This window comes from Paraburkholderia sp. HC6.4b, from assembly GCF_014200875.1.
GTDB lineage: Bacteria > Pseudomonadota > Gammaproteobacteria > Burkholderiales > Burkholderiaceae > Paraburkholderia > Paraburkholderia tuberum.
The window spans coordinates 315,202-327,702 of record NZ_JACHDC010000003.1 but is presented as its reverse complement, the minus strand read 5'-3'; the positions used below and the strand labels follow the sequence as shown (position 1 = coordinate 327,702).

Sequence of the window (12,501 nt, the reverse complement as noted above, 5' to 3'; positions counted from 1 at the left end):
CTTCAGCACGATATCCGGAACAGCCCTACAATATCGGCTAAAGCTATTTGGAGAGTTCGAATGAACGCAGTCACCGACACCCCCGTGACCGAGATGCCGGCCCCCTTCGTCTTCACCGACGCAGCGGCTGACAAGGTCAAGCAACTGATCGATGAGGAAGGCAACCCGGAGCTCAAGCTGCGCGTGTTCGTGCAGGGCGGCGGCTGCTCGGGCTTCCAGTACGGCTTCACGTTTGATGAAGCGATCAACGAAGACGACACCGTGATGAACAAGAGCGGCGTCCAGCTGCTGATCGACTCGATGAGCTACCAGTACCTGGTCGGCGCAGAGATCGACTACAAGGACGACATCAACGGCGCGCAGTTCGTCATCAAAAACCCGAACGCGAGCACGACCTGCGGTTGCGGTTCGTCGTTCTCGGTCTGAGCGGACAGGCTCTTCGTGCCACAGTGAAAACGGCGCCTCGGCGCAGTTTTTTTTATTGTTTTCGCGCCGCAGAGGCAACCCGCGACATCAAGAGGCGTGGGTTTGTTCGCATCTGCCTTTTCTCAGCGCGGGTAAATAGCCCCCAACACCCGCTCCGCGGATGCCCCGGTCACGCTTGGCAGACTGCCCGGCAGACGCGCGATGCAGCGCATCGCGAGCCACGCGAACGCGAGCGGCTCGACCTGGCTCGGCGGCACGCCGAGCGCGTCGGTCGTCATCACGGGCACGCCGCTTACACCACTGTCTTCGAGCGCCTGCTGCAACGCCTTCATGATCTCCGGATTGCGCGCGCCGCCGCCGCACACGTACACGGCCCGCGCATTGGATGCATGCCGCTCAATCTCGCGCGCGACCGTCACCGCGGTCAGCGCGACGAGCGTCGCCTGTACGTCGGCTGCTGCGAGCGCGGAGAACGGCTCGAGCTTCGCATCGAGCCATGCGGTGTTGAACAGATCGCGGCCGGTGCTCTTGGGCGGCTGCTCTGCGAAGAATGGTTCGTCGAGCAACGCGTTCAGCAGCTTGCGATCGACCTGGCCACTCGCCGCGAAATGACCGTTTTCGTCGAATGGCTTGCCGAGCTGGCGCTCGGCCCACGCGTCGAGCAGCGCGTTCGCCGGCCCGCAGTCGAAGCCGCGCACGCCGCCGGTCGCGTTCAGGATCGTGATGTTGCTGATTCCGCCAAGATTGCAGACGACGCGCGTTTCGTCCTTCGCACCGAAGATCGTCGCGTGAAAAGCGGGCACGAGCGGCGCGCCCTGGCCGCCTGCCGCGACATCGCGGCTGCGGAAATCGGCGACCACGTCGATATGCAGCATTTCCGCGAGCAGCGCCGGGTTGTTGATCTGTCGCGTATACCCCTTTTCCGGCCGATGCCGCACGGTCTGCCCATGCACGCCGATCGCACGGACGTCATCGGCCGATACGCGGCTGTCGCGCAGCAGATCGTGGCAGCACACCGTGTAGCGCGTCGCGAGCGCGTTGGCGGCGAGCGCCTCGCGCTCGATCTCGTTGTCCCCCGGCTGTTGCAGCGCGAACAGCGCTTCGCGGATGCCGGCCGAAAAGCCGACGAACGCCTCGGCCAGCACCTCGGGCGGCTTCCCATTGGCAAACCGGACGGCCACGCCATCCACACCGTCCATGCTGGTTCCCGACATCAGTCCGAAATAGATGCCGTCTGCGGGATCTTGCGCCACGTCGCTGCTCCTGTCGATGTTCATTCCGATTCGTTGTAGCAGATTATCGGCGCAAACGGCGAAGGTGACGCGAGCCGCAACGAATTGGCCCGTCGCGGGGCCGTGCGGGGCGCGTGAGTGGGCGCGGCGGCGCGCATCTATGGGACAATCCTGTTTTTTCGCGACTTCACGTTTCCAGCATGAGCACCGAGTCCACCCAGCCTAATCCCGCTTCCGCCTTCCCGATCACCGACGAAGTCCGTCACGCGCTCGCCGTGACCAGGCGCGGCGTCGACGAACTGCTGATCGAAGACGAATTCGCGCAAAAGCTCGCGCGCAGCGCGGCGACGGCCAAGCCGCTGCGCATCAAGCTCGGGCTCGATCCGACTGCACCCGACATCCACATCGGCCACACGGTCGTGCTGAACAAGATGCGCCAGTTGCAGGACCTCGGCCACACGGTGATTTTCCTGATCGGCGACTTCACGTCGCTGATCGGCGATCCGTCCGGGCGTAACGCGACCCGCCCGCCGCTTACGCGCGAGCAGATCGAATCGAACGCGAAGACCTATTTCGAGCAAGCCGCGCTGGTGCTCGATCGCGACAAGACCGAGATTCGCTACAACAGCGAATGGTCGATGCCGCTAGGCGCCGACGGCATGATCAAGCTTGCGTCGCGCTACACGGTCGCACGCATTCTCGAGCGCGAGGACTTCACGAAGCGCTTCCAGGGCGGCGTGCCGATCTCGATCCACGAATTCCTGTACCCGCTGATGCAGGGCTACGACTCGGTCGCGCTGAACGCGGACCTGGAGCTCGGTGGCACGGATCAGAAGTTCAACCTGCTGGTGGGTCGCGAGTTGCAGAAGCAGTACGGCCAGGAGCAGCAGTGCATCCTGACGATGCCGCTGCTCGAAGGGCTCGACGGCGTCGAGAAGATGTCGAAGTCGAAGAACAACTACATCGGCATCAGCGAAAAGCCGACCGACATGTTCGGCAAGCTGATGAGCATCTCCGACACGCTGATGTGGCGTTACTTCGAACTGCTGTCGTTCCGTCCGATGGATGAGATCGCCGGCTTCAAGAGTGAAGCCGACGCGGGCCGTAATCCGCGCGATTTCAAGGTGATGCTCGGCCAGGAAATCGTCGCGCGTTTCCACTCGCAGGCGGACGCCGAACGCGCGCTCGAGGACTTCAACCATCGCGCGAAGGGCGGCGTGCCCGACGACATCCCGGCCGTGACGCTCGCGGGCGCACCGCTCGCGATCGGCCAGTTGCTGAAGCAGGCGAACCTCGTACCGTCGACGAGCGAGGCGCTGCGCAATATCGAGCAAGGCGGCGTGAAGATCGACGGCGCCGCGGTGTCCGACAAGGGCCTGAAGGTCGAAGCGGGCGAGTACGTCGTGCAGGTCGGCAAGCGCCGTTTCGCGCGCGTGACGCTGACGGCGTGATCGCGCTGATCCAACGCGTGCGGCGCGCCGAAGTGCGCGTCGCCGATCGCGTGACCGGCGCGATCGACGCGGGCCTGCTCGCGCTCATCTGCGCGGAGCGCGGCGACACCGAGGCCACGGCCGACAAGCTGCTCGCCAAGGTGCTCGGTTACCGCGTGTTCAGCGACGCGGCCGGCAAGATGAACCTGTCGGTGCAGAATCTCGACGGCGCCGGACGCGCGGGCGGCCTGCTGCTCGTCTCGCAGTTCACGCTCGCGGCCGATACCAACAGCGGCCTGCGCCCGAGCTTCACGCCGGCCGCGCCGCCCGACGAGGGCAAGCGCCTGTTCGACTACTTCGTCGCGGCCGCGCGCGCGAAGCATCCGATCGTCGAGACTGGCGAGTTCGGCGCGGATATGCAGGTGTCGCTCGTCAACGACGGGCCGGTCACGTTCTGGTTGCAGACCAACGCGTAAAAGAACGCAAACGCTCGAGCACGCCGTCGCCGCACGCGGGCCGTGCCGCTGCTTTTTGCGACAATAGTCGCTCGACACAACCGCGAACGGCACCTCTCTCTCATGACGACGCAGATCCTGTTTATCCGGCACGGCGAGACCGACTGGAACCGCATCAAGCGCATTCAAGGCCACATCGACATTCCGCTCGCGACGACCGGCGTCGCGCAGGCGCGACGTCTCGCGCAGCGCCTCGCCGACGAGGCGAAGCAGGGCGCGCGGCTCGACGCGATCTATTCGAGCGACCTGCAGCGCGCGCAGCAGACCGCGCAGCCGATCGGCGAGGCGCTCGGCCTGCCGCTGCAGTCGCGCGAGAACTTGCGCGAGCGCTCGTACGGCGCGTTCCAGGGCCATGACAGCGACGAGATCGCGCTGCGTTTCCCCGACGAATACGCGCAGTGGCAAACCCGCGATCCCGGCTTTGCGCCGCCCGAGGGCGAGTCGCACCGCGTGTTCTACCACCGCATCGTGCATGCGATCGAGCCGCTCGTCGCCGCGCATCCGGGCGGGCGCATCGCCTGTGTCACGCATGGCGGCGTGCTCGACTGCGTGCGCCGCTTTGCAACCGGCATGCGGCTCGACGCACCGCGCGACTACCCGCTGCTGAACACCAGCCTGAACGTCGTGGATTACGGGGACGGTCGCGCGACGATCGTGTCGTGGGCGGACGTAACGCATCTCGACGCGGGCAGCGCCGACGATGATGGTTTCAGGAAGGGACCGGGGCGGTAAGCGAAGGCGGGCAATGGCCCGAGACGCGTGCCGCAATCAATCCTGCTCCCGCACCGCCGCCGCCGCGCGGCGCCGAGCCCGCTTCGATACTCCATTGACCAGCGCCCAGCGGATCACCGGCGCGACGACCCGCACGCCAGGCCGCGCGAAGGTTCGACGCAGCGCCGCGTGGCGATTCAAGCCGAGCATCGTCTGCGCCCAGTCGGGCAACAGATCGACCCCCGCGTTGAGCATTAGCGTGCCAGCGGGCCGCATCGCGAAGCTCGGTGCCGGCGCGTTCATCAGAATACTCACGACTTCGCGCGTGCGCTCGCTCGCGACGAGCGCGGGCCGCATCGCGAGCAGGTACGCCTCGATCTCGGCGCGCGAGCGCGGAATATCGACGGCGCCGAGCATTTCCGCGATGCGCGCGGTTTCCGCGAAGTATTGATCCTGCGCCGCGACGGACAGCACCGGATTCACATAGCGCAGGTGCGCGGTCATGAAGCTCGACACTTCCGCGACGTGCACCCACGTCAGCAGCGCGGGCTCGCTCGCGCGATACGACTGGCCGTCCGGTGCGACGCCGGTCACGTCGAGATGAATGCGCTTCACGCGCTCGATCAGCGCGAGCGCATCGTTCTTGCTGGCGTACGTTGTGCCGGCGATGAACGTCGCCGTGCGACGCAGCCGGCCCAGGATGTCGGTGCGAAAGCTCGAGTGATCCCAAACGCCCGCGAGCGCGAGCGGATGCAGCGCCTGAAGCAGCAGCGCGCTGATGCCGCCCGTCATCATCGACGTGAAGTCGGCGTGGACTTTCCAGCAGACGGAGTCCGGCCCGAACAGGCCGGGGTCGCCCGGCGGCGACGAGTAGTCGAGCACCGGTCCGCTGCCGGTCGTCAGATGCGTGACGCCGGCGGCGAGCTTCGAGCGCAGGCGGTGGGTGAGGCGCTGCGTGACATTGCCGGACGGGTCGCCGGCGGGATTGACAGGTGAACGGTTGGAAGGGCCGGGTTGCTGGGTCTGGTCTGACATCCTGGTCGGCCTCGTCGCGTGACTCAGTTCGTGGAATCCCACAGACCCGGCCGCGCGCTCGCCGAATCCGGCGCGGCCAGTCCGAAATGCCGGTACGTGAGCAGTGTGGCGATGCGGCCGCGCGGCGTGCGCTGCAGGAAGCCCTGCTGGATCAGATACGGCTCGAGCACGTCTTCGATCGTGTCGCGCTCCTCGCCGATTGCCGCCGCGAGATTGTCGACACCAACCGGGCCGCCGTCGAACTTGTACAGGATCGCTTCGAGCAGCTTGCGGTCCATCAGGTCGAAGCCGACCGCGTCGACGTCGAGCATGCTGAGCGCGGCGTCGGCCACCTGCGCGGTGATGTTGCCGTCGGCCTTCACTTCGGCGAAGTCGCGCACGCGCCGCAGCAAGCGGTTCGCGATACGCGGCGTGCCGCGCGCGCGGCGGGCGATTTCGAACGCGCCGTCCGGATGGATCTGCGCGCCGAGCAGCGCGGCCGAACGCGTGACGATGCGCGTGAGCTCCTCGGCGTTATAGAACTCGAGTCGCGCGACGATGCCGAAGCGGTCGCGCAGCGGATTGGTCAGCATACCCGCGCGCGTGGTCGCGCCGACCAGCGTGAACGGCTGCAGATCGAGCTTCACGCTGCGCGCGGCCGGCCCTTCGCCGATCATGATGTCGATCTGATAATCCTCGAGCGCTGGATACAGGATTTCCTCGACGACCGGCGAGAGCCGGTGGATTTCGTCGATGAAAAGAACGTCGTTGGCTTCGAGATTGGTCAGCAGCGCGGCGAGGTCGCCGGCGCGTTCGAGCACCGGCCCCGACGTTTGCCGCAGATTGACGCCCATCTCGCGCGCGATGATGTGCGCGAGCGTGGTCTTGCCGAGGCCCGGCGGCCCGAACAGCAGCACGTGGTCCAGCGATTCGGAACGGCGCCTCGCGGCCTCGATGAAGATTTCGAGCTGGCCGCGCACTTTCTCCTGCCCGACATATTCGTCGAGCTGACGCGGGCGCAGCGCGCGCTCGAACGCTTCTTCGTTCGGCGACACGGGCGTGGCCGCGATGATGCGCTCGGCGGCGAGTTTGTCGGTTTCGATCATGCGGTCATTGTACCGCGCGCGGCTTGGCGCTTAGCCCTTCGACAGCGCCTTCAACGCGAGCTTGATGCCCTCGGACACGCCCGTACCGGCCGGCACGTTCTTGATCGCCGCGAGCGCTTCTTTTTCCGAGTAGCCGAGCGCGAGCAGCGCATTGAGGATGTCGGAGGCGTGGTCGGATGGCGACGCGGCGCCCGCCATCGCGCCGAGGTCGGCGCCGAGCTTGCCCTTCAGTTCGAGCAGCAGCCGCTCGGCGGTCTTCTTGCCGATGCCCGGTACACGCGTGAGGCGCGCGGCGTCCTGCATCGTGACGGTCTGCGCGAGTTCCGCGACGCTCATGCCCGACAGCACCGCGAGCGCCATGCGCGCGCCGATGCCGGAAATCTTCAGCAGCTCGCGGAACGTCGAGCGTTCCTGCGCGGTGCCGAAGCCGTACAGCAGATGCGCGTCCTCGCGAACGATCATCTGCGTGAGCAGCACGATGCGCTCGCCGGTCGACGGCAGGTTGTAGAAGGTGCTCATCGGCACGTCCACTTCATAGCCGACGCCGTTGCAGTCGACGAGCAGATGCGGCGGATTTTTTTCCAGCAGAACGCCGGCAATGCGACCGATCATGGCGGATTAGTTTTCAGAGTCGGATGGGAAAGCGCGAGTGTAGCGCAGCGGATCGGCGGCGCGGGGCATAGTTGCGCTAGCCCACCAGACGCCCGCGCCGCACGCGCAACCCCTTCTTCGCGAGCGCCGGTGCGATGCCGCCGAGCGTGCTCAGCGTCGAGCCGCCGTGCGCGTGGCAGATGGCCATGCCGAGCGCGTCGGCGGCGTCGGTGCCGGGCACGCCCGCCAGGCTCAGCAGCCGCACGACCATCTGCTGCATTTGCTCCTTGGTCGCGCGGCCATAGCCGACCACCGACTGCTTCAGCTGCAGCGCGGTGTATTCGGCGACCGGCACGCCGCCCGCGACGAGCCCGCAGATCGCGGCGCCGCGCGCCTGGCCGAGCAGCAGCGTCGACTGCGGATTGACGTTGACGAAGACTTTTTCGATGGCCGCCTGATCCGGCGCGTGCTCGCGGATCAGCGTCGAGATGCCCGCGAAGATGGTGCCGAGCCGCGACGGCAGATCGGCGTCGGCGGTGCGGATCACGCCGCTCGCGACGTAGCTCAGTGTGTGGCCGTGTTGTTCGATCACCCCGAAGCCGGTCACGCGCAGGCCGGGGTCGATGCCGAGAATTCTCATGAGGTGCCGCACAAGCGATAAAAACCAGGTGCCTGCGATACTACATCGAACGCGGCGCGCGGCGGTCCGCTGACAGCATGCTTAGCGGAATAAAAGCTGCTAATGGCTTTGCGCAAGGAGGGCGATCGAGAATGGAGCGCTACCGCAATCTCAGCGGCGACTCGGGTGTCGACGCTTACGAAATCGGCGACGATTTAATCAAGGTGCGCTTTCGGCCGGGCGTCGTGTATTGGTACACAGAGGCGAGTGTCGGCGCCGAACATGTCGCGGTGCTGAAGCGTCTCGCGCGGCGGGGCCGGGGTTTGGGCACGTACATCAGCCAGCATGCGCAGGTGCGGGACGGTTACGCGCGCAAAGAGCCGGACGATTGAACGCGTCGCCGCGAAACAAAAGGCCCGGCGGGACAACCCGCCGGGCCTGTCTTGCGGCTACCGAACTTCAGCCGATCAATGACGGAAGTGACGCACGCCAGTCAGCACCATCGCGATGTTGTGCTCATCGGCGGCGCTGACCACTTCGTCGTCGCGCACCGAGCCGCCCGGCTGGATCACGCAGGTCGCGCCTGCCGCGACGACCACGTCGAGACCGTCGCGGAACGGGAAGAACGCGTCCGATGCGACCGCCGAACCGGCCAGCGTCAGACCGGCGTTCTGCGCCTTGATGCTCGCGATGCGCGCCGAATCCACGCGGCTCATCTGGCCCGCGCCGACGCCTAGCGTCATACCGTTCGCGCAGAACACGATCGCGTTCGACTTCACGTACTTCGCGACTCGCCATGCGAACAGCAGGTCGTCCATTTCCTTCGGCGTCGGATGACGCTTCGTGACGACGCGCAACTCGCGCGGCTGCACGTTCTTCGAGTCGAGCGACTGCACGAGCAGGCCGCCGCCGACGCGCTTCAGATCGAACGTGTTATGGCCTTCGCCAAGCGTGATTTCGAGCAGACGCACGTTCTGCTTCGCCGCGAACACCTGACGCGCTTCGGCGCTGAACGACGGCGCGATCAGCACTTCGACGAACTGCTTCGCCACCGCTTGCGCGGTCGCTTCGTCGACTTCACGGTTGAACGCGATGATGCCGCCGAACGCCGAGGTCGGATCGGTCTGGAATGCCTTCGAATACGCTTCGTGAGCGTCCGCGCCGAGCGCGACGCCGCACGGATTCGCGTGTTTGACGATCACGCAGGCCGGCACGTCGAAGGTCTTCACGCATTCCCACGCCGCGTCGGAGTCGGCGATGTTGTTGTACGACAGTTCCTTGCCCTGCAACTGGTTGTAATTCGCGAGCGCGCCGGCCGGCACCGCCAGGTCGCGGTAGAACGCCGCGCTCTGATGCGGGTTTTCGCCGTAGCGCAGGTCCTGCACCTTGTCGAACGCCATGTTGAAGGTAGCCGGGTACTCGTTGCGCGACGAATGCTGCAACTCGTCGGTCAGGCTCGTCAGGTAGTTCGTGATCGCGCCGTCGTATTGCGCGGTGTGTGCGTACACCTTGGTCGCGAGGCGGAAGTTCGTCTTGTACGACACCGTGTTGCCGTTCGAGCGCATTTCGTCGAGCACGACCGCGTAGTCGGCCGGATCGACCACCACCGTCACGTCGCGGTGATTCTTCGCGGCCGAGCGCAGCATCGTCGGGCCGCCGATGTCGATGTTCTCGATCGCGTCCTCGAGCGAGCATTCTTCCTTCGACACGGTCTGCACGAACGGGTACAGGTTCACGACCAGCAGGTCGATGGTCGGAATGTCGTGCTTCTCGAGCGCGGCCATGTGCTCGGGCAGGTCGCGGCGCGCGAGGATGCCGCCGTGCACCTTCGGATGCAGCGTTTTCACGCGCCCGTCGAGCATTTCCGGGAAACCCGTGTAGTCGGCGACTTCGGTGACGGACAGGCCCGCGTCCGCGAGCAGTTTCGCGGTGCCGCCGGTCGACAGGATCTTGATGCCGAGGTCCGACAGCGATTTGGCGAAGTCGACGATGCCGGACTTGTCGGAAACGGAGATGAGCGCTTGCTTGATCATGATGAAGACGAAAAGCCGAAGGGAAACGTGGCAGGGCGCGAGAAACTACGACGCGCTACAGCAAACCGTGTTGTTGCAGCTTCTTGCGCAGCGTATTGCGGTTGATGCCGAGATACTCGGCGGCCAGCGACTGGTTGCCGCCGGCCTGCTCGAGCACCACTTCGAGCAAGGGTTTTTCCACGCATGAAATGACCATGTCGTAGACGTCGTGCGGATTGGAGCCGTCGAGATCCTGGAAATACACGTCCAGGCTGTCGCGGACAGATTGTTCAATGTTGTTCTTGCTCATGCTGCCAGTCGGTCGGAGTTGTCCTCGCTCTCGCTGTCGAGCCCGGGGTTGCCGGGCGCTTCGTCGACGTAGACGAGGCGGTCTGAGATCGCCTTTTGCGCGTCAAAGAACTCGTTGACGGCGAGGAGTTGTTCGCGCGTGGTGTCCAGCGTATTCATGCGATGCCGGAACAGGTTGGCGCCGGAAAGGCCGCGAGTGTACCAGCCGATGTGCTTGCGCGCAGTGCGGACACCGGTAAATTCCCCGTAAAAAGCGTAGTGATCTTCGAGATGTTCGTTCATCACCTGCTGGATTTCGTCGATGCGCGGCGGCGGCAGCAACTCGCCCGTTTGCAGGAAATGCTCGATCTCGCGAAAGAGCCACGGACGCCCCTGCGCGGCGCGCCCAATCATGATCGCGTCCGCGCCGGTCGCGGCGAGCACCTCGCGCGCCTTTTGCGGCGACGTGATGTCGCCGTTCGCGACGACCGGAAGGCGCACCGCCGCCTTTACCGCGGCGATGGTTTCGTACTCGGCGTCGCCGTGGTACAGGTCCGCGCGCGTGCGGCCGTGCACGGTCAGCATCGAAATGCCCGCTGCTTGCGCGAGACGCGCGACGTTCAGCGCGTTTTTGTTCTCGCGATTCCAGCCGGTGCGGATTTTCAGCGTGACGGGCACCGCGTCGGGCCCGACTCCGACCGCGTTCACGACGGCCTCGACGATGCGCTGCACGAGCGGTTCGTTTTGCAGCAGCGCCGAGCCGGCCGCGACGTTGCAGACCTTCTTGGCGGGGCAGCCCATGTTGATGTCGATGATCTGCGCGCCGTTCGCGACGTTGTAGCGGGCGGCTTCGGCCATCATCTCCGGGTCCGCGCCGGCGATCTGCACCGCGATCGGCTCGACCTCGCCTTCGTGGTTCGCGCGGCGCATGGTCTTTTCGCTCTTCCACAGCTGCGCGTTCGACGCGACCATTTCCGACACCGCATAGCCCGCGCCGAGCCGTTTGCACAGCTGGCGGAACGGTCGGTCGGTCACGCCGGCCATCGGGGCGACGAACAGGTTGTTACGCAGATTGTGGGGGCCGAGAGGGGGCATGGGTTGAGCGCGCGCCGACGACGGGCCAGGATTTGACAATCGTGACAACCGGCGCAGCGCGAAATGCGAGGGAAAACCGCTATTTTAGCGTTAACGGGTTGCCGGGACTCGCGAACCGAGTCTCGTAACCCGTTAAATCTTCTATGAAAGTAGCCCGGCTCATAGAACCGCGCAGCGATTTCTCGCGCTTAACGGCGCTGGCCGAACATCATCTGCCGGGCGAGCGCGGTTTTGACCGGCGGCACGAATTCGAGTGCGGTCAGGGCGAGGCCGCGCAATACCGCGAGCGGCGCGAAGTCGATGGTAAAGAGGCGCGCGAGCGTGTCGGTCGAGCCGATCGTCAGGCGCCGGTCGAGCGCGCGGCGTTGCGCGAAGGTGGCGAGCGCGAGCGGGGTCGGGCCTTCGGCCGATAGCGCGTCGACGAGCGCATGCGCATCGCGCAAGCCCAGATTGAGGCCCTGGCCCGCCACTGGATGCAACGTCTGCGCCGCATTGCCGATCGCGACGATGTGGCCGTTCACCAGCGTGTCGACCGTGTTGAGACCGAGCGGGAACGACGTGCGACCCTTGATGTGCGTAAAGCGGCCCATGCGGTTGCCGAACGCGGCGTCGAGCTCGCGCAGGAACGCTTCGTCGAAAAGCTGCGCGCGGCGCGCGGCTTCGTCGGGCGCGCAGCACCAGACGAGCGCGTAGTCGGCACCACGCACGCCACCCATCGGCAGTAGCGCGATCGGACCTTGCGACGTGAAGCGCTCCCATGCGACGTGCGGCTGCGGCGCGGACACGGTGACCGTGCCGACCAGCGCGGTCTGGCCGTAGTCGCGCGAGCCGGCGCTGTTTTTACCGATGTCGCGTGCGCCGGCGTATTCGTCGGTTGCGCGGCTCGGATTTTTCGCGTGCTTCTGGTCGCCGAACAGGCCGCCCTCGGCGTTGACCAGAATCCGCGTGCGCAACTGGCGTGCGACGCCCGCGGTTTCGATCGGCAGCGTGACGCCGTCGAGCTCCTGAACCGGCGCGCCGGCCGAGGTCGAGCGGAACCAGTGGACCGGCGTCGCATGCACGGCGTCGGCGAGGCCATGCACGATCGAGCCATAGCGCAGCACGTAGCCGAGCGCGGGCAGGTCGTGCTCGCGATGATCGATCAGCGTGCGGCCGAAATGACCGCGTTGCGACACGTGGATGCGCTCGATCGCGGTGGCGTCGGCGGGCCAGCGCAGCGGCTCGAGGATCATCCGGCTGCCGTGCGAGACCGCGATCGCGCGCGGATCGGCGATCGAGTCTTCCGGCTCGCGCGCGTCGACGAGCGCGATCTTCAGCTCGCGCGTCACGCTGCGGCGCGCGAGCCAGCCGGCGAGCGCGAGGCCGACCGGCCCGGCGCCGACGATCGTCACGTCGAAATCGAACCCCTGCTGGTGGGAGACGGGCCTCAGGATCACCGCCGAGGGAGATGCTTCGTTCATCG

General features: G+C 66.0%; 14 protein-coding genes. 5 read left to right on the top strand and 9 right to left on the bottom strand.

From position 1 onward, the window contains the following. The first annotated feature begins 60 nt into the window (after window positions 1-60). Window positions 61-426 carry an iron-sulfur cluster insertion protein ErpA gene (erpA, locus tag HDG34_RS06005; RefSeq protein ID WP_027198818.1) on the top strand — a complete coding sequence of 122 codons (366 nt, stop codon included), beginning with the start codon at window positions 61-63 and terminating at the stop codon, window positions 424-426. 122 nt (window positions 427-548) lie between these two features. On the opposite strand, the gene HDG34_RS06000 is transcribed toward erpA, so the two are convergent. After that, window positions 549-1,679, bottom strand: coding sequence for an anhydro-N-acetylmuramic acid kinase (locus tag HDG34_RS06000; RefSeq protein WP_184058618.1), 1,131 nt, complete (start codon window positions 1,677-1,679; stop codon window positions 549-551). Between the two features lie 179 nt (window positions 1,680-1,858). On the opposite strand from HDG34_RS06000, the gene tyrS reads away from it, so the two are divergent. The 3 genes from tyrS to HDG34_RS05985 all read left to right on the top strand — a co-directional run bounded on the left by tyrS (window position 1,859) and on the right by HDG34_RS05985 (window position 4,335). Continuing rightward, window positions 1,859-3,109, top strand: a complete 1,251-nt coding sequence (gene tyrS, locus HDG34_RS05995) for a tyrosine--tRNA ligase (RefSeq protein ID WP_184058432.1) — start codon at window positions 1,859-1,861, stop codon at window positions 3,107-3,109. Beyond that, window positions 3,106-3,564, top strand: coding sequence for a D-aminoacyl-tRNA deacylase (gene dtd, locus HDG34_RS05990; protein WP_184058430.1), 459 nt, complete (start codon window positions 3,106-3,108; stop codon window positions 3,562-3,564). Before tyrS ends, dtd begins: the two co-directional genes overlap by 4 nt. A gap of 102 nt (window positions 3,565-3,666) precedes the next feature. Further along, window positions 3,667-4,335: a histidine phosphatase family protein gene (locus HDG34_RS05985; protein ID WP_184022942.1), complete on the top strand. Its 669-nt coding sequence runs from the start codon at window positions 3,667-3,669 to the stop codon at window positions 4,333-4,335. Window positions 4,336-4,371: 36 nt separating this feature from the next. Here HDG34_RS05985 and HDG34_RS05980 read toward each other — a convergent pair whose 3' ends face one another. From HDG34_RS05980 to ruvC, 4 genes are all read right to left on the bottom strand, one after another. Then, window positions 4,372-5,349, bottom strand: coding sequence for an oxygenase MpaB family protein (locus HDG34_RS05980; protein WP_184058428.1), 978 nt, complete (start codon window positions 5,347-5,349; stop codon window positions 4,372-4,374). Window positions 5,350-5,372: 23 nt separating this feature from the next. Continuing rightward, entirely contained in the window at window positions 5,373-6,434 is a 1,062-nt protein-coding gene (gene ruvB / locus HDG34_RS05975) for a Holliday junction branch migration DNA helicase RuvB (protein WP_184058427.1), read from the bottom strand. A gap of 30 nt (window positions 6,435-6,464) precedes the next feature. Beyond that, on the bottom strand, window positions 6,465-7,046 hold the full coding sequence (gene ruvA / locus HDG34_RS05970) for a Holliday junction branch migration protein RuvA (protein WP_184022945.1): 582 nt from the start codon (window positions 7,044-7,046) through the stop codon (window positions 6,465-6,467). 76 nt (window positions 7,047-7,122) lie between these two features. Beyond that, window positions 7,123-7,665 carry a crossover junction endodeoxyribonuclease RuvC gene (ruvC, locus tag HDG34_RS05965; RefSeq protein ID WP_090801813.1) on the bottom strand — a complete coding sequence of 181 codons (543 nt, stop codon included), beginning with the start codon at window positions 7,663-7,665 and terminating at the stop codon, window positions 7,123-7,125. A 131-nt stretch (window positions 7,666-7,796) separates the two neighbouring features. Between ruvC and HDG34_RS05960 the strand changes: the two genes are divergently transcribed. Further along, the gene (locus HDG34_RS05960; protein ID WP_184058425.1) at window positions 7,797-8,036 is read left to right on the top strand and encodes a hypothetical protein; all 240 of its coding nucleotides are present in this window, start codon (window positions 7,797-7,799) and stop codon (window positions 8,034-8,036) included. Window positions 8,037-8,111: 75 nt separating this feature from the next. On the opposite strand, the gene purH is transcribed toward HDG34_RS05960, so the two are convergent. The 4 genes from purH to HDG34_RS05940 form a co-directional block, all read right to left on the bottom strand. Beyond that, on the bottom strand, window positions 8,112-9,677 hold the full coding sequence (gene purH, locus HDG34_RS05955; protein ID WP_184058423.1) for a bifunctional phosphoribosylaminoimidazolecarboxamide formyltransferase/IMP cyclohydrolase: 1,566 nt from the start codon (window positions 9,675-9,677) through the stop codon (window positions 8,112-8,114). Window positions 9,678-9,732: 55 nt separating this feature from the next. Beyond that, the gene (locus HDG34_RS05950; RefSeq protein ID WP_008919619.1) at window positions 9,733-9,966 is read right to left on the bottom strand and encodes a Fis family transcriptional regulator; all 234 of its coding nucleotides are present in this window, start codon (window positions 9,964-9,966) and stop codon (window positions 9,733-9,735) included. Further along, window positions 9,963-11,039 (bottom strand): tRNA dihydrouridine synthase DusB, encoded by a 1,077-nt coding sequence (gene dusB / locus HDG34_RS05945; RefSeq protein WP_184058421.1) that lies wholly within the window; start codon window positions 11,037-11,039, stop codon window positions 9,963-9,965. The genes HDG34_RS05950 and dusB overlap by 4 nt, the downstream gene beginning before the upstream one ends. A 188-nt stretch (window positions 11,040-11,227) precedes the next feature. Continuing rightward, entirely contained in the window at window positions 11,228-12,499 is a 1,272-nt protein-coding gene (locus HDG34_RS05940; RefSeq protein ID WP_184058419.1) for a UbiH/UbiF/VisC/COQ6 family ubiquinone biosynthesis hydroxylase, read from the bottom strand. Between the last annotated feature and the right edge of the window lie 2 nt (window positions 12,500-12,501).